Here is a 23,363-nt window from a genome sequence, read left to right on the forward strand (position 1 = left end):
TCAACTCCTCGCCGTCGGGTCCTGCTTCGTGTTTCCCCAGGACAGACTCCGTCCGGCCCCGGTCGGTTGCACCCTATGCGGGGAATCGGCGCGTCAACTGGTGAGGTACCGACGCCATTCGGGCACAGGCGTCCACCAGGGCCAGCTCCACCTCGTCCGGCGGGCGCCGGGCCGCGGCCGCCTTGGCGAGGGCGCGGGCCGCCGTCTGCACGGTCAGGGCGCGGGCCGGGACGTCCAGGGCGGCCCAGGGGTCGCCGTCCGCGGGTACGGCTGGACCGCCGGCCTCGCGGTAGGCGGTGAGGAAGCGGGTCCACTCGTCGGGCGGCAGCAGACCGCAGGCGTACCAGGCGGCGGGACGGGCGAGGTCCCAGGCCGGGTCGCCGAGGCCGAGGTCGTCCACGTCGATCAGCCGCCAGGGGCCGTCGGGTGCCGGGTGGCGGACGAGCTGGCCGAGGTGCAGGTCGCCGTGGCAGAGCGCGGGGGTGCCGGACACGGGGGCCTCGCCGCGGGCCCAGGCGGGGAGGGCGCGCCAGGCCCGCAGGACGGCGGACGCCGCGGGGTGGGGCGAGGTGTCCGGGGCCGCGCACAGCCGGCCGACGGCCAGGGCGGCCTTCTCGGGGCCCCGCATGGGCGGCAGGCCGTCGGGCGGTGCCGCCCGGTGCAGCCGGGCGAGGAGTGCGGCGGCCGCCTCCCAGGGGGCGGCGTCCGGGTCGTCCGGGTCCACGGGCGCGCCGTACGGCCAGAGAGTCACCAGGCGGTCGTGCACGGTGGCGGGCTCGGGGGCGAGCGGGGCGAGGAGGACGTCAGGGAGCCGGGCGGCCGCGGCGAGGCGGCGGGCCAGCCCGGTGGCGTCGGTGCCGGGGGCGTGGGCCTTCGCCACGGTGCCGGCGTGCCGGACGACGGTGGCGTCGGGGCGGTCGGCGAGGGGGGACGTGGCGCAGGAGCAGGGGGCGCCGCCGGGGTCCGGGTGGACGGTGGCCGCGAGCCGTGCGGTGAGGGCGGGGAGGAGGGCGGGGTGCTGGGACCGGTCCGCTCGGCCTGATCGGCCGGGCGGGGCGGCCTGGGCCGGGAGGGCGGGCGGGTCTGGGGTCACGGGGGCCTCGGCAGAGTGGACTGTGGGGGTGAGGGTACTGCCGCGGGTCCCGGCCGGTGGCGGAGCAGGGGCGGTGCGGGTACGGGTACGGGTACGGGTACGGGTACGGGTACGGGTACGGGTACGGGTACGGGTACGGGACCAGGCCGTGCGGCCGGCCCCGGAAACGGCGCAATGCCGGCGCAGCTCCCCAGCTGCGCCGGCATCCGTGCCGTCCGCCGCACCCCCGTCCCCACGGGGTTTCATGGATGGATGTCCCCGCCCGGACCGCTCTTCCGGGCCTGGGGACGCCGCTCAGCGCCCCAGCATCACACCCACGGACGACGCCTGTGTGGCCACCGTCTCCCAGCCGTCGAAGACGACGAGGAGCAGGGCCGCCAGGGGGAGGGCCATGAGCGTCGCCACCAGCGGGTGGCGACGGCCCGTGCGGCGGGGGGCGAACGTGGTGCGCCGTGGTGCCGTGTGGGCCATGGTCCCTCTCCTGACCGTTTCTGTTGTCGTTGACAGCGGCGAGTACCTGACCTCGGGGGACGAGTGCTGCACCCGCCGCTTGACCTCAAATCTAGGCGCGCGGCCTCCGGCGGGCGTCATGCCGTCGTACCGATTGACGGGCCTCCCGGAGGATGAGCCGTCGCCGGTCGACTACTCCCCTGGGTGGAGACGGGGTTCCGGGTCTCGGGGTCTTCCCTGAGGGGGCCGCCCGCTGTGCCCCGGCATGTCCGGACCGTCCGGAAGGGCGGTTCGAGTGACTTCGATCACTTCGACCCGGTCCGGGAAGGCGGCCGGGTCCGCGCCGGGGACGCTCCCGGGCACCGGGCGCGCGGCCGTCCGCGGGTCCGGCGCGGCGCGGACAGGTCACCCGCCCTGGTCGGCGGCTCCGAGATCAACGCACGTGTCGCAGAACCGCGTTGGAGCGGCGGATGCCTCAACGGCATCGGCGGGGGCGGTCTCCTGACCGCGCCTCACCCCGGGTGCCCGCCGTGCACAATCCGACCGCACGGGAGGGCGCGGCCTCTGCGCGCAGGCGGCCGTGGAAACGTAAGCTGTGCCACGTCACAGGGACCGGGCAGCGGGGATGAACATGGCGATGATGCGCCTGAGGCGCGAGGACCCGCGCGTCGTCGGCTCGTTCAGGCTTCACCGACGGCTCGGCGCGGGCGGGATGGGCGTGGTCTACCTCGGCTCCGACAAGAAGGGGCAGCGGGTCGCGCTCAAGGTGATCCGGCCCGATCTGGCGGAGGACCAGGAGTTCCGCTCGCGGTTCGCGCGTGAGGTCTCGGCGGCCCGGCGCATCAGGGGCGGGTGCACGGCCCGCCTGGTGGCGGCGGACCTGGAGGCCGAGCGGCCCTGGTTCGCGACGCAGTACGTGCCCGGCCCCTCCCTGCACGACAAGGTGGCCGACGAGGGTCCGCTCGGCGCCGCGGAGGCGGCGGCGGTCGGGGCCGCGCTGTCCGAGGGGCTCGTCGCCGTGCACGAGGCCGGCGTGGTCCACCGGGACCTGAAGCCGTCCAACATCCTGCTGTCCCCCAAGGGCCCGCGGATCATCGACTTCGGCATCGCCTGGGCCACCGGCGCCTCGACGCTCACCCATGTCGGCACCGCGGTCGGCTCCCCCGGCTTCCTCGCCCCCGAGCAGGTGCGCGGCGCCGCGGTCACCCCGGCGACGGACGTCTTCTCGCTCGGCGCCACCCTGGCCTACGCCTCGACCGGCGACTCCCCCTTCGGGCAGGGCAGTTCCGAGGTGATGCTGTACCGCGTGGTGCACGAGGAGCCGCAGCTGTACGGCGTGCCCGATGCCCTCGCCCCGCTGGTCCGGGCCTGTCTGGCCAAGGACCCCGAGGACCGGCCCAGCACGCTCCAACTGTCGCTGCGGCTCAAGGAGATCGCCGCCCGGGAGGCGCACGGCCTGGCCGACGTACGGCCGCCCGCGCCGCGCTCCGCCGAGGCGGACCGGGCCACCGGGCGACTCGTGGACACCTACCCCGACCAGCAGCGCGGCCAGCGGCGGACCTCCCCCGGCACCCCACTCCCACGCGGGGGCGCTCCCGCGCGGGGCGGTGCCCCCGGGCGCGGCGGCAACGCCGGGCGCGGCGGGGGCGTCGCCTCCCGGCCGGGCGGGGCCCGCCCCACCCCGGCGCCGCGGGTCGGCGGCCCGCGCTCCGGGAGCGGGAGCCGTCCCGCTCCGCGCAGCGGTACGGGACGCCCGGCGCCGCGTCCGACGGGCACGGGACGGCGGCCCGCCAATCCCCGGCTGCTGCGCCAGCGGCTGTTCGTGTTCGTGGTGGTGACACTGCTGGTCGCTCTGGGCATCGCCGTGGCGCAGGGCTGTCAGGGCCCGGCACGCGGTCTCGGCGGGGACGACGGTGCGCGGCGCTCGCGCTCCGGAACGGCCTCGGCCCCGCCGGACGTCACCCGGTCCCCGCAGCCGCGGACGTCCGCCGTCGCCTTCACCCCGGAGGCGTGAGCGTCCTCAGCCCGGGAGCGTGAGGCACCCTCGCTCCGCGGACGTGGGCACGCTCACCCCGGAAGCGCGGCCGGTTTCACCCCCGGGACGTGAAGCACCCTCCCCCTGGAGGCGCGCGTCGCCTCCGGCCCCACAGACGCGAGGGACCCACACCCCGGGAGACACAAGTCGCCTCGCCCCGCAGAGGCGAGGCACCCTCACCCCCGGAACACGCGGCACTCACCCCGGGAGAGATGAGTCGCCTTCGCCCCACAGCCGCGAGGCACCCTCACCCCGGGAGACACGCGGCACCCTCACCCCGCCGACGCCAGGCACCATCACCCCCGAAACACGCGGCACCCTCACCCCGGAAACTCGCAGCACCCTCACCCCACAGACGCGAGGCACCCTCACCCCGGGGACGTGAGTCGCCTTCGCCCCCGAGGCGGGACGCGCCTCGGCCCCCGGTCGGGAGGCCGCAGGCACCCCAGCCCCCGGTCGGGAGGCCGCAGGCACCCCAGTCCCCGGCCGGGAGGTCGCAGGCACCCCAGTCCGCGGCCGGGAGGTCGCAGGCACCCCTGCCCCCCGGGCCGGGAGACAGGCTCCCGTCAGGCCCCCGGTCGGCCCGTCGCCACCGCGTAGAAGGCCACCGCCGCCGCCGCGCCCACGTTCAGGGAGTCGACGCCGTGGGACATGGGGATGCGTACCCACTCGTCGGCCGCGACCAGGGCCTGGGTGGACAGGCCGTCGCCCTCGGCGCCGAGCATCAGGGCCACCCGGTCCATCCGGTGCGGAGCGGCCTCGTCCAGGCTCCTGGCCTTCTCGTCCGGGGTGAGCGCCAGCAGGGTGAAGCCCGCCTCGCGGACCGAGTCCAGCCCCTTCGGCCAGGACTCGAGCCGGGCGTACGGGACGGAGAACACCGCGCCCATCGAGACCTTGACGCTGCGGCGGTACAGCGGATCGGCGCAGTCGGGTGACAGCAGCACCGCGTCCATGCCGAGGGCGGCCGCCGAACGGAAGATCGCACCGATGTTGGTGTGGTCGTTGACCGACTCCATGACCACCACCCGGCGGGCGGTGCGCAGCAGCTCGGCGGCCGTCGGCAGCGGCTTGCGCTGCATCGAGGCGAGGGCGCCCCGGTGCACGTGGTAGCCGGTGACCTGCTCGGCGAGTTCGGGGCTGACGGCGTACACGGGCGCCGGGAGTTCGTCGATGACGTCGCGCATGACGTCGATCCACTTGGCCGAGAGCAGCATGGAGCGCATCTCGTAGCCGGCCTCCTTGGCCCTTCTGATGACCTTCTCGCCCTCCGCGATGAACAAGCCCTCGGCCGGTTCGCGCTTGCGGCGCAGTTCGACGTCGGTCAGGCCCGTGTAGTCGCGCAGGCGCGGGTCGTCGGGATCCTCAACGGTGATGAGATCGGCCACAGGGTGATACTGCCTTGTCCTGGGTGTGCTGCCAACGGCTGGGGAGGGGCTGGTTACCCCGGGTTACGCGTGATCAAGCCACCGGCGGACCGGCGTTCACGACCGGGCCGACGACGATGACGGCCGGCGGCCGCACGTCCTCGGCGCGCACGGTCTCGGCGACCGTGGCGAGGGTCGCGTCCACGCGGCGCTGCGCGGCGGTCGTGCCCTCCTGGACGAGGGCGACGGGCGTCGCGGGCGGCCTGCCGTGCGCGACGAGGGTCTCGGCGATCTTCCCGATCTTGTCCACGCCCATGAGGATCACGAGCGTGCCGGTGAGCCTGGCCAGCGCCGGCCAGTCGACCAGGGACCGCTCGTCGTCGGGCGCGACATGGCCGCTGACCACGGTGAACTCGTGGGCGACACCCCGGTGGGTGACCGGGATGCCGGCCGCGCCCGGCACCGAGATGGAGCTGGAGATGCCGGGGACCACCGTGCAGGGGATGCCGGCCTCGGCGAGCGCCTGGACCTCCTCCATGCCCCGGCCGAAGACGAACGGGTCGCCGCCCTTGAGCCGGACGACGGACTTGCCCTGCCTGGCGTGCTCGATCAGCGCGTTGTTGATGGCCTCCTGGGCCATGTACCGCCCGTACGGGATCTTCGCGGCGTCGATCACCTCGACGTGCGGCGGGAGTTCGGCGAGCAGGTCGCGCGGGCCCAGCCGGTCGGCGATGACGACGTCGGCCTCGGCGAGCAGCCGGCGGCCGCGGACGGTGATGAGGTCCGGGTCGCCGGGGCCGCCGCCGACCAGGGCCACGCCGGCCGTGCGGGTGCGGTGGTGCGGGGCGACCAGGGTGCCGTCGCGCAGCCCCTCGACCACCGCGTCGCGGATGGCGGCCGTGTGGCGCGGGTCGCGGCCGCGCGCGTCCGTGGTGAGGACGGCGACGGTGACGCCTTCGCTGTGACCGGTCGCCGGGGTCCAGGCCGTCGCCCGGTCGGCGTCGTCGGAGCGGACGCACCAGACGCGGTGCCGCTCCGCCTCGGCCGAGGCCCGCTCGTTGGCCTCGGGGTCGCTGGTGGCGATGAGGGCGTACCAGGCGTCGGCGAGGTCGCCCTCGGTGTAGGGGCGCCGTTCCCAGCGGATCTCCCCCGCGTCCGCCATGGCCTCCACCGACGGTGTGGCCTCCGGCGAGACGAGCACGACGTCCGCACCCGCGGCGGTGAGCGCCGGCAGCCGCCGCTGGGCCACCTGACCGCCGCCGAGGACGACCACACGGCGGCCGGAGAGGCGGAGGCCTACGGGATAGGCGGGGTGTTCGGCCATGAGGTTCGGCTCCTCGTGCAGCGGTGTGGGGGCGCGCTGCAGCTCCGGAGCGGCCCTGACGTGCGGATTTTATGCTGTGGGCAGGGCAGACGGCACGGGTGGTCCGGTGGCTGAACACCGGACCACCCGTGCGCGTCCCCTACTTCTCGGTGACTCCCGCCGAGTCGAACGTCGCCACCTCGTGCATCGCGCGGGCGGTGCTCTGCACCAGCGGCAGCGCGAGCAGCGCGCCGGTTCCCTCGCCGAGCCGGAGGTCGAGGTCGACCAGCGGGCGCAGGCCCAGCTTGTTGAGGGCCGCCACGTGGCCGGGCTCGGCGCTGCGGTGGCCGGCGATGCAGGCGGCGAGGACCTCGGGGGCGATCGCCCGGGCGACGAGCGCCGCCGCACCGGCGCTGACGCCGTCCAGGATCACCGGCGTGCGCAGCGAGGCGCCGCCGAGGAGCAGGCCGACCAGGGCCGCGTGCTCGAAGCCGCCGATGGCCGCGAGGACACCGATCGGGTCGGCCGGATCCGGCTGGTGGAAGTCGAGGGCGCGGCGGACGACCTCGGTCTTGCGGGCCAGTGTCTCGTCGTTGATGCCGGTGCCCCGGCCGGTGACCTCGGCGGGGTCGGCTCCGGTGAACACCGAGATGAGTGCGGCGGACGCGGTCGTGTTGGCGATGCCCATCTCGCCGGTGAGCAGCGCCTTGTTGCCGGCCGCGACCAGGTCGCGGGCGGTCTCGATGCCGACCTCGATGGCCGCCTTGGCCTCCTCGCGGGTCATCGCGGGCCCGGCGGTCATGTCGGAGGTGCCGCCGCGGATCTTGCGGGGCAGCAGGCCGGGCGTGGCCGGCAGGTCGGCGGCGACACCGACGTCGACGACGCACACCTCGGCGCCGACCTGGGTGGCGAAGGCGTTGCAGACCGCGCCTCCGCCGAGGAAGTTGGCCACCATCTGGGCGGTGACCTCCTGCGGCCACGGGGTGACGCCCTGGGCGTGCACACCGTGGTCGCCCGCGAAGATGGCGACGGCCGCGGGCTCCGGGATCGGCGGCGGGCACTGCCGGGACAGCCCGGACAGCTGCGCGGAGATGATCTCCAGCATGCCGAGCGCGCCGGCCGGCTTGGTCATGCGCTTCTGGCGCTCCCACGCCTCGCCGAGCGCCTTGGCGTCGAGCGGGCGGATCTGTGCGACGGTCTCGGCAAGCAGGTCGTGGGGTTCCTCTCCGGGCAGGGCGCGGCGGCCGTACGTCTCCTCGTGCACCACCCAGGACAGCGGGCGCCGCTTGGACCAGCCGGCCTGCATCAGCTCCGGCTCGTCCGGGAACTCGTCGACGTACCCGACGCACAGGTAGGCGATGACCTCCAGGTGCTCGGGCAGGCCGAGGGCGCGGACCATCTCGCGTTCGTCGAAGAAGCTGACCCAGCCGACGCCGAGGCCCTCGGCGCGGGCGGCGAGCCAGAGGTTCTCCACCGCGAGCGCGGCCGAGTACGGGGCCATCTGCGGCTGGGTGTACCGGCCGAGGGTGTGCCGGCCGCCCCGGGTGGGGTCGGCCGTGACGACGATGTTCACGGGGGTGTCGAGGATGGCCTCGATCTTCAGTTCCTTGAACTGCTTGGCCCGGCCCTTGGGCAGCGACTTCGCGTACGCCTCGCGCTGGCGCGTGGCCAGTTCGTGCATGGTGCGACGGGTGTCCTCGGACCGGATGACCACGAAGTCCCAGGGCTGCGAGTGGCCCACGGAGGGCGCGGTGTGGGCCGCCTCCAGGACGCGGAGCAGCACCTCGTGCGGGATCGGGTCGGAACGGAAGCCGTTGCGGATGTCGCGCCGTTCGCGCATCACCTTCAGGACGGCCTCGCGCTCGGCGTCGTCGTAGGCGGGCGCGGCCGGTCCGGCGGACGGTGCCGCCTCGTCCGGCACGGCCTCGTCCGACGGGGCGGCGGCCGTGTCGTCGTCCTGGTCGGCGGCCCTGGTCTCCAGGTCGTCCGCCCGCTGTACGACGTCGGGTCCCGGCTCACCGGCCGGCGCGGCCTGCGCGGCGGCGGGCTCCGCCTCGCGCGGCGCGGGCACCGTGGCCTGCGCCTCCTGCTGCTCCTGGACGGGCAGGACGAGGGGGTGCGGCGGGGTCGGCGCCAGGTGCGGGGTGGTCGGCACCTGGCCCTCGACGGGCACGAACTGCCCGAGCGGCTGCTCGGGGTGCGCCTGCAGCGGGACACCTGCGGGCAATGGCTCCGTGTCGGCGGCGGCCGGCTGCGGGATCTGCGCGGCCGGGTCCGTCCCGGCGGGCGCGCCGGGCTCGGCCGGGGCCTCGTCGGCACCAGGGGCCGCCGCGGTTCCGGGGGCCACGGCGGCGTTCCGGAGCTGCGGACCGGTGGGCACGACGGGCGCGGTGGCGACGTCGGCGGGCTGGTCGGTGCCGGCCGGTGCCTGCTGCGGCCCGGTGGGCGCGGCTTCGCCGTCGTGCCCGGCCGGTGCGGTGAGCTGCGGGTCCTGGGCCTGCGGGTTCTGCGTCTGGGGGCCCTGGGCCTGCGGCGGCACGGTTCCGGACGCCGGGGGGAAGCCGTCGGCGGGCGGCGTCTGTACGGCGTCCTGCGCCGCGGCGGCCACCTCCGGGGCCGGCTGCGCGACGACGGGCCCGTGGGCCACCACCGGCTCGGCGGCCGGGACGGACTCGGGCGTCTGCGCGGGGGCGGGCCGGACCTGGTCCACGGGGGCTTGTTCCGGGGCAGTGGCTACGGCGTCCGGGGCGGCGGGGACCGTCTCGGCGGCATCGGGCGCGAGCTGCGCGGCGGCCGGGTCGGTGACGGGCTGGGCCCCGGGGGCGGCGACGTCCTGGGCGGCTACGACGCCCTCGGCCCGCGCCGGAGCCTCGGCGACTGCCTGGTCGGCGGGCGCGGGGGCAACGGGCTGCGGGGCCTGGGCGATCTGCGCGGCGCCGGCGGTCAGCGCGCCTTCGGCGGGCGGCGCGAACTCGGGCGCCCGCACGGGCTCGGCCTGCGGAACGGCATCGCTCTCCTGCACGGGCTCGGCCTGCGGAACGGCATCGCCCTGCTGCACGGGCTCGGCCTGGGGAACGGCATTGCTCTCCTGCACAGGCTCGCTCTGCTGGAGGGGCTCGCTCTGCTGCACGGGCTCCGGTGCCTGTGCCTGCTCGGCCGGGAGGGCTTCCTCGGGCTGCTGCGCGGGCTCGGGCAGCTCGACGACGGCCTGCGCGTCGGGGCCGGGGTGCGCGGCCGGGGCGGCGGCGTGAGCCGCTTCCGGTGCCTCGACCGGTGCCTCGACCGGCGCCACGGGCTGCGCCTCGGCGGTCTGCTGCGCGGTCCCGGCCGCAGCGGCGACCTCACCGGTGCCGTCGGTGACTTCGACGGGTGCGACGTCGTCCGGGGCGGTCCCGGCCTCCGGCGCGGGCGTGGCCGCGTCAACATGCGGGCCGGCCTCCGCCCCGGCCGGCGCCTCCGCGCCGGTGGCAGGGGCGGCCAGGGCCTCGGCGGCTTCCGGGCCCTCGGGCGCGTGCCCGGTCAGGGCCTCGACGGGCTGCTCGACCGGCAGGCCGTGGCCGGCGGGCGCGGCGGCGGTTCGGGGTGCGTCCGGCGCCTGGCCGGAGCCGGGCACCTGGCCCGGGACGGCCTGGGCGACGTACACGCCGTCGTGTCCGTGGGCGGGCTGCATGCCGTCGTGCGCGTGCACGCCCTGGGCCTGCTGCTGGTCCGCGGCGGCCTCCTCGGCCGGTGCCTGGGCGCCCGCCTGGATGACGAGTCGGGCCATGGTGGCCTGGGCGGCGTCCGGGGTCTCGGCGACGGGCTGCGGGGCGTCCGCCGGACTAACCGTTTCGGCAGCCGGGGCCTGCGCGCCGACCGGCGCCACGGCGGGTGCCGCGCCCCAGGGAGCGGCGTTCTGCGGGGCCATCTCGCGCAGCGGCTGGGCGTCGAGGTACTCGGGCCCGGCCGGAGCCGGACCCGGCTGCCGCACCGGAGCTCCCGCGGGGCCGCGGTCGGCGAGGGAGCGGACCGGGCTGGCGGAGGCGTCGGGGATCGGCGGGCCGAGGTGCAGCGGCCGGCGCGGCGGCTGGGGAGCCGCGGCCGGGTCGTGCGGGGCCGACAGGATGGGGGACGGCGGCACGGACGGCGGAGCGCTGGGCAGCCGGACGCCGTTGAGGTCGACCGAACCGCTGTCCCGGCCCGCGGTCTCGTGCGGGCCCGGCTCGTGCACGGCCTCGACGACCGGTTCCGGCGCCGGTGGCGGTACCTCGTTGCCCCACGCGCCCTGGGCACCCGGCAGCAGCAGGTCTTCGTCCTCGGCGGGTGCCTCGGAGAGGTAGGTGTACGCGCCGCCGTGCGCGGAGGCGCCCGGCTGTTCCACCATGCCTGCGCTCTCCGGCTGTCCCTCGCCCGGGACCTGGCCGGTGTCCGTCATGCGTACCCCTCGCCCATCGGTTAGTGCTCCTACGACCAGCTCACCCGGAACGGCGCACCGACCGCCCCGTAGTGAAGAACGAGCGTGCGTGCCCAGCGGCACGAACGACCCGCCCAAAAAAGGCGACAAAGCCATTCAGTGGCATTGTCCCGGCCGTTCCGCCGTCGCGACAGCATGATCCGCGACAGTCCGCTGTGGACTGCGCCACGTTGCGCGTCCTCGAGTTCTGCCGTACCACACCCGCCCTAAACGGGGCGCGTTTTCCGGACATTGGCGAACGAAGTTCCGGGCCACCGGTGCGGTGCAACGATCGGCCAGCCTACCGCGCGCGGTACGACAACAGGATCACGGGGCACGATCCGGCAGAACCCCGCTGAGCAGGAACGCCACGTTCCGCTCGGTCTCCGTCCAGGCTCTCGTGTCGAGTTCGACGGACTGCATCAGGGCGCACTCGACGCGGTACCCGTGCTCGGTCAGCCCGCGGCCGACGAGTTCGGCCTCGTCGCGGGTCGCGGCGTGGGTCACGATGCGCTGCGGGCGGCGGTCGGCGACCGCGGAGACGACGGCCGCTCCCCCACCGCCGACGCGGACGACGTCCGGTTCCGGCAGGTTCTCCAGGACGTGCGGGGCGGTCCCCTCCACCACCTGCAGCTGGACCCCGAAGCGGCGCGCGACCGCCTCGGCCCGGGCGCAGGACTCGGGGCGCCGGTCGACGGCGATGACGGCGGCCCCGGCGCGGGCGGCCTCGCCGGCGAACGCGCCGCTGCCGCAGCCGATGTCCCACACGAGGTCGCCGACCCGGGGGCCGAGCCGGGCGAGTTGGGCGGTCCGGAGCAGCTGGGTCTCGCCCTCGCCGAGGCCGCCGTACGCGGCGTACTCCTCGTCGGGCCGCACCCAGCCGCGCGGGCCGGCCGCCGGGTCGCGGCCGGCGAACCAGCCGCCGCCCTCGGCCGGGGCGGCCGGGCCGCCGGACCCGCCGATGACGATGACGACGTTCGGGTCGCGCCAGCTGTGGTCGGCGGCGTTGTCGGAGGTGACGACGGCGACCCGCTCGTGCTCGGTGCCCAGTTCCTCGCAGATGACGAAGGTGCGGTGGACCCCCTCCAGCAGCAGGCCGAGTTCGGCGGGACCGGCGCCCGGCGCGGTGAGCACGGCGACCTTGGTGTGGGCGCGGCACACGTTCACGGCCCGGCGCAGGGTGCGCGGGTGGGCGACGACCACCTGGGCGTCGTCCCAGGGCATGCCGGCCCGGGCGAAGGCCGCGGCGACGGAGGACACGGCGGGGACGACCTCGACCTCGAGGCCGAACTCGGGGGCGCGCAGCGTCCGTACGACGCCGAAGAAGCCGGGGTCGCCGTCGGCGAAGACGACTGCGGTGCCGCGGTGGGCGGCGATGCGGCGGGCGGCCAGGGCGACACTGCCGAGGCGGATGCGCTCGGCGCCGGGCGGGACGCCGGGCAGTGCGAGGTGGTGGGCGGCGCCGGCCACCAGCGTGGCGGCGCCGAGGGCGCCGCGTGCCGCGTCGGTCAGCGGCGAGCCGTCCCAGCCGATCACCGTGACCCGGTCGGCCATCGTCGTCAGTCTCCAGAATCGCGCGGGTCGTCAGGTGCAGGAGCCCGAGGGGGCCCGGTGAGCGTATCCGCCCGGGCCGGCGAGCGTGCTCCCGGGGCTCCGCGGGACGCGGCTCCCGGTGCGCCGGGGCGGGTCAGTTCCAGTCGGAGTAGGCGGTGAAGCCGGTCTCGGCGAGCTGCTCGTCGTTGCCCTCCAGGTCCTCCGGGAGGAGGCTCCAGACGATGAAGTCGGTGCGCACGTCGCTCCAGGTGCCGTCGTCGGAGCGGTGGTGGACTATGCAGGCGTTGCGCAGCACGCCCTCGCTGATGCAGCCGATCTTCTGGGCGACCTGCTGGGAGGCGGTGTTGTCGGCGGCGGTGCGGATCTCGATGCGCTCGAACTTCTGGTCGCCGAGCAGCCATTGCGCGGTGGCGAGGGCGGCCTCCGAGGCGTAGCCCTCGCCGCGGGCCCAGGGGGCGATGATGTACGACAGCTCGGTGGCGCGGATGCGCCAGTCGGTCCCGGTGAGCTGGATGACGCCGACCAGGCGCTGGGTGAGGAACTCGGTGACGGCGAGGTTGAGGCCCCGGCCGGCGGCGCGTTCGGTGGGCGCGTACCCGGTGATCCAGTGGCGGGCGCCGTCCTGGGTGAAGGGCTGCGGGACGTCGGTCCAGGCGGCGACCTGCTCGTCGTTCATCATCTCGGCCAGGGCGGGCACGTCGTCCTCGTCGAGGGGACGCAGCACCAACCGCTCCGTGCTGATGGAGACGTTGGGGAAGGTGCTCGTCATGCGCCGCTCCGTAACCTTCGGAAAATCCGTGGGGGACCGTCAGGACCCCGCAGTGCCCTGCTGAACTGCCCAGCATGCAGCATGAAACCACTCAACCGTACGACGGGGCCCACTCCGGGTGAGGGAGTGGACCCCGTGCGTGGCGATACGCGGTATACGCCCTGTCGGACGGCCCGTCAGGGCACCGGCAAGGAGGACGTCGGCCGGAAGGACGTCGGTCAGGTCGGTCAGAAGGAGGGGATGACCGAGCCCTGGTACTTGTCCTCGATGAACTTCTTGACCTCGGGCGAGGTGAGGAGCTTGGCGAGCTTCTTCACGCGCGGGTCCTTCTCGTTGCCCTTCTTCACGGCGAGAAAGTTGCCGTAGGGGCTGTTCTTCGCGGACTCCAGGACGAGGGCGTCCTTCGCCGGCTTCAGGCCCGCGGAGATGGCGTAGTTGCCGTTGACCACCGCGGCGTCCACGTCGTCCAGGGAGCGCACGGTCTGGGCCGCCTCGACCTCCTTGAACTTGAGGTTCTTGGGGTTCTTGGTGATGTCCTGCGGGGTGGCCTCGGTGCCGGCGGCGTCCTTGAGACCGATGAGGCCGTTGGCGGCGAGCAGTTTCAGCGCGCGGGCCTCGTTGACGGCGTCGTTCGGGACGGCGACGGTCGCACCGCTCTTGAGGGCGTCGGCGCTCTTGACCTTGTGGGAGTAGAGGCCGAGCGGCTCCAGGTGCACCGTGACGACGGGCACGATGTGGGTGCCGCGCTTCTGGTTGAAGTCGTCCAGGTACGGCTTGTTCTGGAAGTAGTTGGCGTCGACCGAGCCGTCCTCGGTGGCGGTGTTCGGGACGATGTAGTCCTGGAACTCCTTGACCTCCAGGTCGAGGCCCGCCTTCTTCGCCAGGTTCTTCTTGACGAAGTTCAGGATCTCGGCGTGCGGGGTCGGGCTCGCCGCGACGACCAGCGGACCGCTGTAGTCGGAGGCGGTGGAGGAGCCCTTGTCCGAGCCGCAGGCGCTGAGTCCGAGGGTGAGGGCTCCGGCGGCGAGGACGGCGGTGGTGAGCTTGGCGGTGTTACGCACGAAAAGTGCCTTTCCTTATGGGTGGTGCTGCCCCGTCGTGGGTGGACGGGGGAGTTCTGGGGGGCGAGGCGGGTCAGGCGGCCTTGCTCACGTCGGCGCGGGCGGGCTCGGGCTTGGGCCGGAGCAGGCGCAGCCTGGGTGCCGGGCCCGAGTGGCCGCCGCGGCCGTGCAGCGCGCGGGCCGCGTAGTCGCCGGCGAACTGGATGAGGGAGATCACCACGGCGAGGATCGCGACGGTGATCCACATCAGCTGGGTCTCGAAGCGCTGGTAGCCGTAGCGGATGGCGATGTCGCCGAGGCCGCCCGCGCCGACCGTGCCGGCCATGGCGGAGTAGCCGATGAGCGCGACGATCGTGGTGGTGGTGCTGGAGATCAGGGAGGGCAGCGACTCGGGCACGAGGACCTTGCGGACGACCGTCCAGGTGTTGCCGCCCATCGACTGCACGGCCTCGACCAGTCCCCCGTCCACTTCGCGGACGGCGGTCTCGACGAGTCGGGCGAAGAACGGGATGGCACCGACGGCGAGGGGCACGATGGCGGCCTCGCGGCCGATGGTGGTACCGGTGAGGGAGCGGGTGAAGCCCATCAGCGCGACCATCAGGATGATGAACGGCATGGAGCGGGCTATGTTCACGACCTGCCCGATGACCTTGCTCGCGACGACGTTCTGGAGCAGTCCGCCGCGGTCGGTGAGGACCAGCAGGATGCCGAGCGGCAGCCCGCCCACGACGGAGATGAACGTGGCCCAGCCCACCATGTAGAGCGTGTCCCAGCTCGCCTGCGACAGCAGCGGCTGCATCTCGGACCAGGTCACTTGGCACCTTCCTTCACCAGCAGGGGCTCCTCGCCCACGACGTCGATCTGCAGGCCCCGCTCGCGCAGGAAACCGACGGGCACCACGTTGTCCTCGTAGCGGCCGGGCAGTTCGATGCGCATGCGGCCGATCTGGAGACCGCCGACGGTGTCGATGGCGGCGCCGAGGATCGAGATGTCGATGTTGTAGGTGCGCGAGAGCTGGGAGATGACGGGCTGGGTTGCGGCCTCGCCGTGGAAGGTGACGTCGAGGACGGTCCGGTCGGCGTCCGTGGCCTCGCCGCCCACCGGGAACAGCGCGGCGGCCAGTTCGGAGCCGGGCGTGCCCAGCAGCTCGGTGACGGTGCCGGACTCCACGATCCTGCCGTTCTCCATGAGGGCGGCGGAGTCGCAGATCGACTTCACGACGTCCATCTCGTGGGTGATGAGCAGGACGGTCAGGCCGAGCTGCCGGTTCAGGTCGCGCAGCAGCTGGAGGATCGAGCGGGTGGTCTCCGGGTCCAGCGCGCTGGTGGCCTCGTCGGACAGCAGCACCTTGGGGTCGCCGGCCAGGGCGCGGGCGATGCCGACGCGCTGCTTCTGGCCGCCGGAGAGCTGGGCGGGGTGGGCCTTGGCCTTGTCGGCGAGGCCGACCAGGTCGAGCAGTTCCAGCGCCTTGCGGGAGCGCTCCCTGCCGGACTTGCCGAGGATCTCCAGCGGCAGCTCGACGTTGTCCTGCACGGTCCGCGAGGAGAGCAGGTTGAAGTGCTGGAAGACCATGCCGATGTGGCTGCGCGCCCGGCGCAGCTCGCGGCCGGCACGGGAGCCGCGCCCGGCGAGCGCGGTGAGGTCCCGTCCGGCGACCGTCACGGTGCCGGCGGTGGGACGCTCCAGCAGGTTGACGCAGCGGATGAGCGAGGACTTCCCGGCGCCGGACTGGCCGATGACGCCGTAGACCTCGCCTTCGCGGACGTGAAGATCGACGCCGTCGAGGGCGGTGACCTCGCGGCCGCGGGAGCGGTAGACCTTGGTCAGGCCCGATGTGGTGATCACAGGGTTTCCGTCACTGTCGAGTGGCCGGGCGCGGGTGGGCCCGGACAACGGTGTGTTCGTGCGCTCTGTCGGGGCGCGGCACGGTTCTCGGACATGGTCGACCTGCGAGAACGTCGTGTGCGCGGGGCGGCCTCGGTGCACGGCCGACCGGAGTCGGGCGGCGGGCAGGCCACGGCTCTCGCTTCGGGGCGCGAGGCTCAGATGGTGCGGGGGCCCTCTAGAAGGCGCACATTCGACACGGACACATACAACGAGCACCGGGCGTCGTGGTCGCCTCGGTCGCAAGGATGCGGCTGCTCGTCGTGGTCATGAGAAACAGTAAAGCAGACGTTTGCTGCCGACCGGTCACCGCTGTCCGCATACTGGACAGCGGTGGACACTGGACAGCGGTGGACACCCGCGGTCCCGGGTCAGCCCCGGACGGAGATCTCCAGTCCCCGGTGGGTGACCAGTGCCGACAGGGCCGCCAGGTTCTCCACCACCAGATCGGCGTCCAGTTCGTGCGCCCGGTGGGTTGTGGCCAAGGCCACGGTGGTCATGCCGGCCGCGCGGCCGGCCCGGAGCCCGGCGGGGGCGTCCTCGAAGACCACGCAGCGGGCGGGGTCGACGCCGAGCTGCCGGGCGGCGAGCAGGTAGGGCTCGGGGTCGGGCTTGCCGCGGGTGACGTCGTCGGCGCTGACCAGGATCTTCGGCGTGATGCCGACGGCGCCGAGGCGGGCCTCGGCGAGGCGGCCGGTGGCGGAGGTGACGACGGCCCAGCGGTCGGCGGGCAGGGAGTCCAGGAAGTCCCGGGTGCCGGGCAGCAGCCGCACACCGCCATGGGGCACGTCCTCCACCTCGAGCTGTTCGACGCGGGCGACCGCCTCGGGCACCAGCCGGGCGGGCAGCAGGTCGCCGACTATCTCCACCGCGGTCCGCCCGTGCAGCTCCACGCGCCCGAACTCCTCGGCCGTGATCCCGTACTCCCGCGCCCAGCGCGTCCAGCAGCGCTCGACGGATGCGAGGGAGGAGACCAGGGTGCCGTCGTTGTCGAACAGGAGGGCATGTGCGTGGATCGTCATGGTCTAGACCCTACGGCGTACGGCGGGGGCGACGGCTCGGTGCCGTTTGCGCCGTAATAGGGTCTCGGCATGCTCAATGCCCTGACGCTGGCGACCGGTGTCGCCGCGCTGCTGCTCGCCGCCTGGTGCGGCTGGGCCGCCTACCGGGACCAGCCGACCAAGGACTGGCACTTCATCGGCATGGCCGTGGTGTCCCTGCTGGCGCTGGTGCAGCTGGTCGTCGGCATCGTGCAGCTGGCGCGGGGCGAGAAGCCCGGGCAGGGCACGGCGATCTTCGTGGCGTATCTGCTGGGCGCGTTCGCGTGCGTGCCCGCCGCGGGCTTCATGTCGCTGGCCGAGCGGACCCGCTGGGGCTCGGTGACGGTGGCGGCCGGCGGTGTGGTGCTGGCCGTGCTCGAGGTGCGGCTCTATGACATCTGGGGAGGCTGAGGTGACCGCGGTTCAGGAGAAGCCGGCCCGGTTGATCACCGGGCCGGGCATGCTGCTCGTCTGGTTCTACGGCGTGATGGTGGTCGGCGCGGTGTCGCGCTCGGTGTACCAGATCGCGACCGACTTCGGCCGGGCGCCGCTGGCCTACTCGCTCTCCGCGGTGGCGGGGGTCGTGTACGGCTTCATCACCTACACGCTGATCCGCGGCGGCGAGCGGGCCCGCAGGGCGGCACTGGTGTGCTGTGCCGCCGAGCTGGCGGGCGTGCTGATCGTCGGCACCTGGACGCTGGCCGACCCGTCGGCCTTCCCGGACGCGACGGTCTGGTCCGACTACGGCATGGGCTACGTGTTCATCCCGGTGCTGCTGCCGCTGTCGGCCATGTACTGGCTGCGCAGGTCGCGCACGGCCGTCACGCGGTAGCCGCGTACGTGCCCGCCTGCTTCTCCAGGATGATCAGCTCCACGCCGTCGGCGCCGGTGGACCGGCCCACCGTCTCGTAGCCGACCCGGCGGTAGAGCCGGAGGTTGCCCTCGCTGCGGTGGCCGGTGTGCAGGCGGAAGCGGGTGGCCCCGCGCTGCTCGGCGAGGGCCGTCTCGGCGGCGCGGAGCAGCCGGGCGCCGATGCCGTGGCCCTGCAGGCGCGGGTGGACGCAGAGCTTGCCGATGGCGGCGGCGCCGTCCTCGGTGGCCTTGCCGCGCACCGAGCCGACCACTTCCTCACCGAGCCGGGCGACGAAGACGCAGTCGGCGGCCACTTCCTCGCGGACCGAGTCGAGGCTCTGGACGAGCGGGTCGATGCGGTAGTTGCCGTACAGCGCCGCCTCCCTCTGGAAGCACAGGTACTGGAGCCTGAAGATCTGCTCCGCGTCCTGCTCGGTCGCCACCGAGATGGTCACGCTCATGCCCATGTGCGCACGCCTCCCGCTCACCTGATCACCGGTCGTCCCCCACTCCTCTCCCCGCGCTCAGCGGGCCGCAACCTCCGGGGTGAGCAAACGACGCAGACATCCGAGACATCTGGAGCGTTCCGGTCCGAGACTGCCCTGTGAGATACCCAACTCCCCCGCGATCTCCCGGTATGTGAGGTCTCTCGGGGAGAGCAGCGCCTCCATGAGGCGGGGGCAGCGGCCGGGCAGCCGGCGGACCGCGTCGCGCAGGGCACGGTGCCGGGCCGCGCTCAGCGCGAGCTGCTCGGGGTCCGGACGGCCCTCGTCGACCGGCTCCGCGCCGTAGGGGCGTTCGTGCCGGCGGGTGCGGCGGCTGCGCCGCGCCTCGGCACGCACGGCCCTGCGCAGCCAGCCCTCGGGATCCACCGGGGGCCGGCCGGTCTCCAGCCGCTCCAGGAGGCGGAGCCAGACGGCCTGCTCCAGGTCGCCCGGCTCGCCTCCCGAGGCGTGTGCCTCGGCCGAGGCCTCGGCGGTGAGCAGGGGGCGCAGGGCGGCCACGAGGTCGTGCGTCATGTGCGCAACGACGCGCCGCCCCGGCGGCGGGTTTCCGGGGCGGCGCACAGCCACCCGAACGGGTGTGATGGGCCCAGCGGGTTGACGCCGGCTCAGCCGGCGAGGCGGCCGGCCCGACCAGGGCCGCTCAGCCGGCCAGGAAGTCGGCGCGGGCGAGCACACCGGTGTCGGCGTTGTCGGTGAAGACGCCGTCGATGCCGGTCGCGAAGTAGGTCCGGAACGCGCCGAAGGCGTCACCGTAGGCGTCGGCCGCCGCGCCCTTGCGGTACTCGGCCGGGAGGAAGGGGTTCTCGTTGCGCATGGTGTACGGGTGCAGGATCAGCCCCACCTTGTGCGCGTCGGCGACCAGGGTGGTCGGCGAGCCGAGGGTGCCGTCGGCGTTCTTCGGGATGACCAGGTCGAGCGTGGGGCCGATGCCCTGCGCGTAGCCGGCGATCTCCCTGAGGCCCTTGGGCGTGATCAGGTCGGCGACCGTGCGCGGGTCGCCCGTCTCGACGAAGTCGTAGGGACGGCTGCCGGCCGAGGCGAGCAGGACGACGAGCGGGTTGTCGACGAGCCGGTTCAGCCTCTGGATGCTGGTGGGCTCGAAGGACTGCAGGATGACGGGCGCGTTCCGGCCGTCCTTGCCGTGCTTGCCCAGCACCTTGGCGACCCGCTCCTCCAGGCCGAGGCCGAGCTTGCGGAAGTAGGTGGGGTGCTTGGTCTCGGGGTAGATCCACACCTGCCGGCCGCGCCTGCGGGTCTGCTCGTCCTGCCACTTCAGGACCTCTTCGAAGGTGGGGATCTCCCAGCGCCCGTCGTAGAGGGTGTTGTGCGGGCGGTTGGCCGGGATGCGCTCGACCGCGCGCAGGGTCTTCAGCTCGGCGAGCGTGAAGTCCTCGGTGAACCAGCCGGTGGTGGGCACGCCGTCGAGGACCTTGGTGGTCCGGCGGCCGGCGAACTCGGGGTGCGAGGCGACGTCCGTGGTACCGCCGATCTCCGGCTCGTGCCGGCAGACCAGGTGCCCGTCCTTGGTGGGCACCAGGTCGCCGGCCTCCACCACGTCCGCGCCGAGGTCGAGGGCCAGCTCGTACGAGCCGAAGGTGTGCTCGGGGCGGTAGCCGCTGGCACCGCGGTGGCCGATGATCGTCGGCACCGGCAGCCCCTTGAGGCCGCGGCCGCCGTGCGCGGCCGTCCGGGTGCCGGCCGCCCGGGCGGTGCCGGGCAGTCCGAGGACCGCTCCGCCCGCGCCGAGCACCGCGGCGCCGAGGAGCGCCCGTCGTGCCGTCGCCCGCGTCTGCTCGTCCACCCGGTCGCTGTCCATGCGCGTCTCCTGCCGTCGGCCTTCGGTGCGGCCCGATCGTAGGGGCGTGCACATGACCGACGGGAGACCCCGGCGCGAACACCCGGATGCCGCCGGATGGCCGGTGGGCGGCGGGAGATGACGGCCCGTCGGCGGCGCGGCGGCATCGGGAGGCGAGGTCCGGGTAGCCGGAGAGTGACGACTCCGCGCGACGTCCGTCACATCGGCACCGGAAGGTCACCGACGCCCTCCGGCGCGTCACCGCAGGTAAACCCACGTCAACAATGAGTAAGACCTCGGTGAACCGGCCTCACCCGATGTGCGCTTCCCCCGGAGCCGCGAGTAATGTCCTCACCTGCACAGACTCATATCGCTCCCCTCGACATCGGAGGACCCGTTGTCCCGCTTCGCGCTCATCAAGGCAGTGCTCGGACCGATCATGCGCCTGATGTTCCGTCTTCGGGCGGAGGGTGTGGAGAACATCCCGGGCGAGGGCCCGGTGATCCTCGCGGGCAACCACCTGACCTTCATCGACTCGATGATCCTGCCGCTGGTCTGCGACCGTCAGGTGGTCTTCATCGGCAAGGACGAGTACGTCACCGGCAAGGGCTTCAAGGGCCGTCTGATGGCCTGGTTCTTCACCGGCGTGGGCATGGTCCCGGTGGACCGGGACGGGGCCAACGGCGGTGTCGCCGCGCTGATGACCGGCCGCCGCATCCTGGAGGAGGGCCGGATCTTCGGCATCTACCCCGAGGGCACCCGCTCCCCCGACGGCCGTCTGTACCGCGGCCGCACCGGCATCGCCCGCCTCACGCTGATGACGGGCGCTCCGGTGGTCCCGTTCGCCATGATCGGCACGGACAAGCTGCAGCCGGGCGGCTCGGGGATGCCGCGTCCGGGCCGGGTGACCGTGCGCTTCGGCGAGGCGATGGAGTTCTCGCGGTACGAGGGGATGGACCGGGACCGCTATGTGCTGCGGGCCGTGACCGACTCCGTCATGACCGAGGTCATGCGGCTGTCCGGCCAGGAGTACGTCGACATGTACGCGACCAAGGCGAAGGCGGCCTAGCGAGGGCCGCCGTCGCCCCACGCGCGGCACGCGTCGGGCGACCGGCCCCGGGTCATCGGGCGCCGGCTCAGCCGGCGCCCTCCAGCTTCTGCCCCCTCAGCAGGAACCACGCGGCCGCCGCCGTCGCCAGCAGGACCACCGCGCCCGCGCCCGAGGCCAGTTGCAGGCCGTGGACGAAGGCGTCCCGGGCCGCCGTGAGCAGCGCCTCCGCCCGGTGCGGAGCCATCTGCGCCGACGCCTGGACGGCGGCGCCCAGTGATTCGTGCGCCTCGGCCGGGGTGCCGGCCGGACCCGCGAAGCCGCGGTAGACACCGGTCACGATGGAGCCGAGCAGCGCGATGCCCAGGGCCGCGCCCAGCTCGTACGCCGTCTCGGAGACCGCCGAGGCGGCGCCCGCCTGGTCCCGCGGGACGCTGGAGAGGATGACGTCGGCCGTCACCGTGAAGGAGAAGCCGGCGCCGACACCGACCACCAGCAGCGCCGCGCCGAGGACCGGGTAGCCCGTCGAGCGGCCGAGGGTCGTGAGCACGGCGAGGGCGACGCCCACGGCGGCCAGGCCGCCGGAGACCACCACGCGCACCGAGAACCGGCGGGCCGCGCGGCCCGCCACCAGACCGGCCGCCACCGCGCCGACCGCGGCGGGCAGTTCGGCCAGGCCCGCCTCGAACGGGCTCCTGCCCTGCACCAGTTGCAGGTACTGGGAGAGGAAGAACACCAGGCCGGACATGCCCAGCACGGTCAGCAGGTCGGCGAGGACCGCACCGCTGAAGCCGCGGCGCCGGAACAGGCGCATGTCCAGCAGCGGGGCCGGCATGGTGAGCTGGCGGTGCACGAAGCCGTACAGGGCACCCGCGCCCAGCAGACCCGTCGCGGGCGTCAGCCAGGTGAACCCGTGGGTCGCGGCCTCCTTCACCGCGTACACCAGGGCGATCATGCCGACGAGGGAGAGCACGACGCTGACCAGGTCCCAGGGGCCGGGGTGGGGGTTGCGGGACTCGGGCAGGGTGCGGATGCCGACGAGCACCAGGACGGCCATCACCGGCAGGTTGATGAGGAAGACCGAGCCCCACCAGAAGTGTTCGAGCAGGAAGCCGCCGGCGATCGGGCCGACGGCCGTGCCCGCCGAGGCCGTCGCGCCCCAGATGCCTACGGCGAGGCTGCGCTCGCGCGGGTCGTGGAAGAGGTTGCGGATCAGGGCGAGGGTGGCGGGCATCAGGGTCGCGCCCGCGACGCCGAGCAGCGCCCGCGCCAGGATCATGAACTCTGGCGTCGTCGCGTAGGCGTTCAGCACCGAGATCGCGCCGAACGTGGTCGCGCCGACGAGCAGGATGCGCTTGCGGCCGATGCGGTCGCCCAGGCTGCCCATGGAGACCAGCAGGCCGGCGATGACGAAGGAGTAGACGTCACCGATCCACAGCAGCTGGGTGCCGGACGGTTCGAGGTCTTCGCTGATGTAGGGGGTCGCCAGGCCGAGGACGGTGGCGTCGACGGCCACCAGCAGCACGGCCAGGACGAGGACGCAGAGCGCGAGCCAGCGGCCCGGTCGCCTCTCCGTCTCCGCCGCGCGGGCCGGCTGCAGGGTGCTGGTCATGATTCCTCTCTTCGTGGTGCGTCCGTGCGTCGTGCGCCGCCGAGCAGCAGCTCGACGATCATGTGGGTGAAGTCCTTGGAGGCCACGCGGCCCTCGGCGACCGCCCAGGCGCCGGAGGCCAGCAGGCCGTACAGCGCCTCGGTGAGCCAGGCGGGGGTGAGGTCGATACGGAACTCGCCATCCTGCTGGCCGCGCCGGAAGAGTCCGGTGAGGCGTTCGTCCATGCGCGCCCAGCCCTGGTTCTGCTGCTCGCCCTCGAAGAGCTGGTTCTCGGTGTAGAGGAAGGCGAGCAGGGCGGCCGACGGCTCGATCGCCCGGACCAGGCGGCGCACCGCCTCGCCGGCGGGGCCGTCGTCCAGGCGGGCCGTGTCCAGGGCGGCCTCACACTCCGCGATGCCGAGCGCCTCCAGCGCCCGGACGAGCGCGTCGCGCCCCGCGAAGTGCCGGTGCAGCGTGGCCCGGCTGATCCCGGCGGCCTTGGCGACCTCGTCCATGGTCGCCGTGGATTTGCGGGTCAGCAGGGCGGCTGCACTGCGCAGCACGAGGTCACGGTCCAGGGCCATGA

20 protein-coding genes are annotated in these 23,363 nt (G+C 74.0%); 4 read left to right on the forward strand and 16 right to left on the reverse strand.

Annotated features, from left to right (window positions below; all coding sequences use genetic code 11):
• Positions 1-73: 73 nt before the first annotated feature.
• Complete coding sequence (locus B446_RS07925) at positions 74-1,093, reverse strand: phosphotransferase family protein (RefSeq protein WP_020938898.1); 1,020 nt, start codon at positions 1,091-1,093, stop codon at positions 74-76.
• A 294-nt stretch (positions 1,094-1,387) separates the two neighbouring features.
• Entirely contained in the window at positions 1,388-1,564 is a 177-nt protein-coding gene (locus B446_RS39595; RefSeq protein ID WP_020938899.1) for a hypothetical protein, read from the reverse strand.
• A 604-nt stretch (positions 1,565-2,168) separates the two neighbouring features.
• Between B446_RS39595 and B446_RS07935 the strand changes: the two genes are divergently transcribed.
• On the forward strand, positions 2,169-3,557 hold the full coding sequence (locus B446_RS07935; RefSeq protein ID WP_043475015.1) for a serine/threonine-protein kinase: 1,389 nt from the start codon (positions 2,169-2,171) through the stop codon (positions 3,555-3,557).
• A gap of 587 nt (positions 3,558-4,144) precedes the next feature.
• On the opposite strand, the gene B446_RS07940 is transcribed toward B446_RS07935, so the two are convergent.
• The 9 genes from B446_RS07940 to B446_RS07980 form a co-directional block, all read right to left on the reverse strand.
• Entirely contained in the window at positions 4,145-4,963 is an 819-nt protein-coding gene (locus B446_RS07940) for a TrmH family RNA methyltransferase (protein ID WP_020938901.1), read from the reverse strand.
• A 73-nt stretch (positions 4,964-5,036) separates the two neighbouring features.
• On the reverse strand, positions 5,037-6,266 hold the full coding sequence (gene cobA, locus B446_RS07945) for a uroporphyrinogen-III C-methyltransferase (RefSeq protein ID WP_020938902.1): 1,230 nt from the start codon (positions 6,264-6,266) through the stop codon (positions 5,037-5,039).
• 139 nt (positions 6,267-6,405) lie between these two features.
• On the reverse strand, positions 6,406-10,659 hold the full coding sequence (cobT, locus tag B446_RS07950) for a nicotinate-nucleotide--dimethylbenzimidazole phosphoribosyltransferase (RefSeq protein WP_020938903.1): 4,254 nt from the start codon (positions 10,657-10,659) through the stop codon (positions 6,406-6,408).
• Positions 10,660-11,004: 345 nt separating this feature from the next.
• Entirely contained in the window at positions 11,005-12,231 is a 1,227-nt protein-coding gene (cbiE, locus tag B446_RS07955; RefSeq protein WP_020938904.1) for a precorrin-6y C5,15-methyltransferase (decarboxylating) subunit CbiE, read from the reverse strand.
• 133 nt (positions 12,232-12,364) lie between these two features.
• The gene (locus B446_RS07960; RefSeq protein WP_020938905.1) at positions 12,365-13,000 is read right to left on the reverse strand and encodes a GNAT family N-acetyltransferase; all 636 of its coding nucleotides are present in this window, start codon (positions 12,998-13,000) and stop codon (positions 12,365-12,367) included.
• A gap of 227 nt (positions 13,001-13,227) precedes the next feature.
• Positions 13,228-14,061, reverse strand: coding sequence for a MetQ/NlpA family ABC transporter substrate-binding protein (locus B446_RS07965; RefSeq protein ID WP_020938906.1), 834 nt, complete (start codon positions 14,059-14,061; stop codon positions 13,228-13,230).
• Between the two features lie 73 nt (positions 14,062-14,134).
• Complete coding sequence (locus B446_RS07970; protein WP_020938907.1) at positions 14,135-14,875, reverse strand: methionine ABC transporter permease; 741 nt, start codon at positions 14,873-14,875, stop codon at positions 14,135-14,137.
• Positions 14,872-15,906: a methionine ABC transporter ATP-binding protein gene (locus B446_RS07975; protein ID WP_020938908.1), complete on the reverse strand. Its 1,035-nt coding sequence runs from the start codon at positions 15,904-15,906 to the stop codon at positions 14,872-14,874. Before B446_RS07975 ends, B446_RS07970 begins: the two co-directional genes overlap by 4 nt.
• Positions 15,907-16,316: 410 nt before the next feature.
• The gene (locus B446_RS07980) at positions 16,317-16,967 is read right to left on the reverse strand and encodes an HAD family hydrolase (RefSeq protein ID WP_020938909.1); all 651 of its coding nucleotides are present in this window, start codon (positions 16,965-16,967) and stop codon (positions 16,317-16,319) included.
• 69 nt (positions 16,968-17,036) lie between these two features.
• Between B446_RS07980 and B446_RS07985 the strand changes: the two genes are divergently transcribed.
• Together B446_RS07985 and B446_RS07990 are read left to right on the forward strand one after the other, a co-directional pair.
• Complete coding sequence (locus B446_RS07985; protein ID WP_020938910.1) at positions 17,037-17,396, forward strand: hypothetical protein; 360 nt, start codon at positions 17,037-17,039, stop codon at positions 17,394-17,396.
• Position 17,397: 1 nt separating this feature from the next.
• Positions 17,398-17,817, forward strand: coding sequence for a hypothetical protein (locus B446_RS07990; protein WP_043475020.1), 420 nt, complete (start codon positions 17,398-17,400; stop codon positions 17,815-17,817).
• Here B446_RS07990 and B446_RS07995 read toward each other — a convergent pair.
• From B446_RS07995 to B446_RS08005, 3 genes are all read right to left on the reverse strand, one after another.
• Positions 17,807-18,304, reverse strand: coding sequence for a GNAT family N-acetyltransferase (locus B446_RS07995; protein ID WP_020938912.1), 498 nt, complete (start codon positions 18,302-18,304; stop codon positions 17,807-17,809). The two genes, B446_RS07990 and B446_RS07995, sit on opposite strands and share 11 nt — an antisense overlap.
• 57 nt (positions 18,305-18,361) lie before the next feature.
• Positions 18,362-18,856: a sigma-70 family RNA polymerase sigma factor gene (locus B446_RS08000; RefSeq protein WP_020938913.1), complete on the reverse strand. Its 495-nt coding sequence runs from the start codon at positions 18,854-18,856 to the stop codon at positions 18,362-18,364.
• Between the two features lie 127 nt (positions 18,857-18,983).
• The gene (locus tag B446_RS08005) at positions 18,984-20,159 is read right to left on the reverse strand and encodes a glycerophosphodiester phosphodiesterase (RefSeq protein WP_020938914.1); all 1,176 of its coding nucleotides are present in this window, start codon (positions 20,157-20,159) and stop codon (positions 18,984-18,986) included.
• A gap of 418 nt (positions 20,160-20,577) precedes the next feature.
• Here B446_RS08005 and B446_RS08010 point away from each other — a divergent pair, with 418 nt between their 5' ends.
• On the forward strand, positions 20,578-21,207 hold the full coding sequence (locus tag B446_RS08010; RefSeq protein WP_234967620.1) for a lysophospholipid acyltransferase family protein: 630 nt from the start codon (positions 20,578-20,580) through the stop codon (positions 21,205-21,207).
• Positions 21,208-21,274: 67 nt separating this feature from the next.
• On the opposite strand, the gene B446_RS08015 is transcribed toward B446_RS08010, so the two are convergent.
• On the reverse strand, positions 21,275-22,798 hold the full coding sequence (locus B446_RS08015; RefSeq protein WP_020938916.1) for an MFS transporter: 1,524 nt from the start codon (positions 22,796-22,798) through the stop codon (positions 21,275-21,277).
• Complete coding sequence (locus B446_RS08020) at positions 22,795-23,361, reverse strand: TetR/AcrR family transcriptional regulator (protein WP_020938917.1); 567 nt, start codon at positions 23,359-23,361, stop codon at positions 22,795-22,797. Before B446_RS08020 ends, B446_RS08015 begins: the two co-directional genes overlap by 4 nt.
• Between the last annotated feature and the right edge of the window lie 2 nt (positions 23,362-23,363).

Source organism: Streptomyces collinus Tu 365 (genome assembly GCF_000444875.1).
Taxonomy (GTDB): Bacteria; Actinomycetota; Actinomycetes; order Streptomycetales; family Streptomycetaceae; genus Streptomyces; species Streptomyces collinus_A.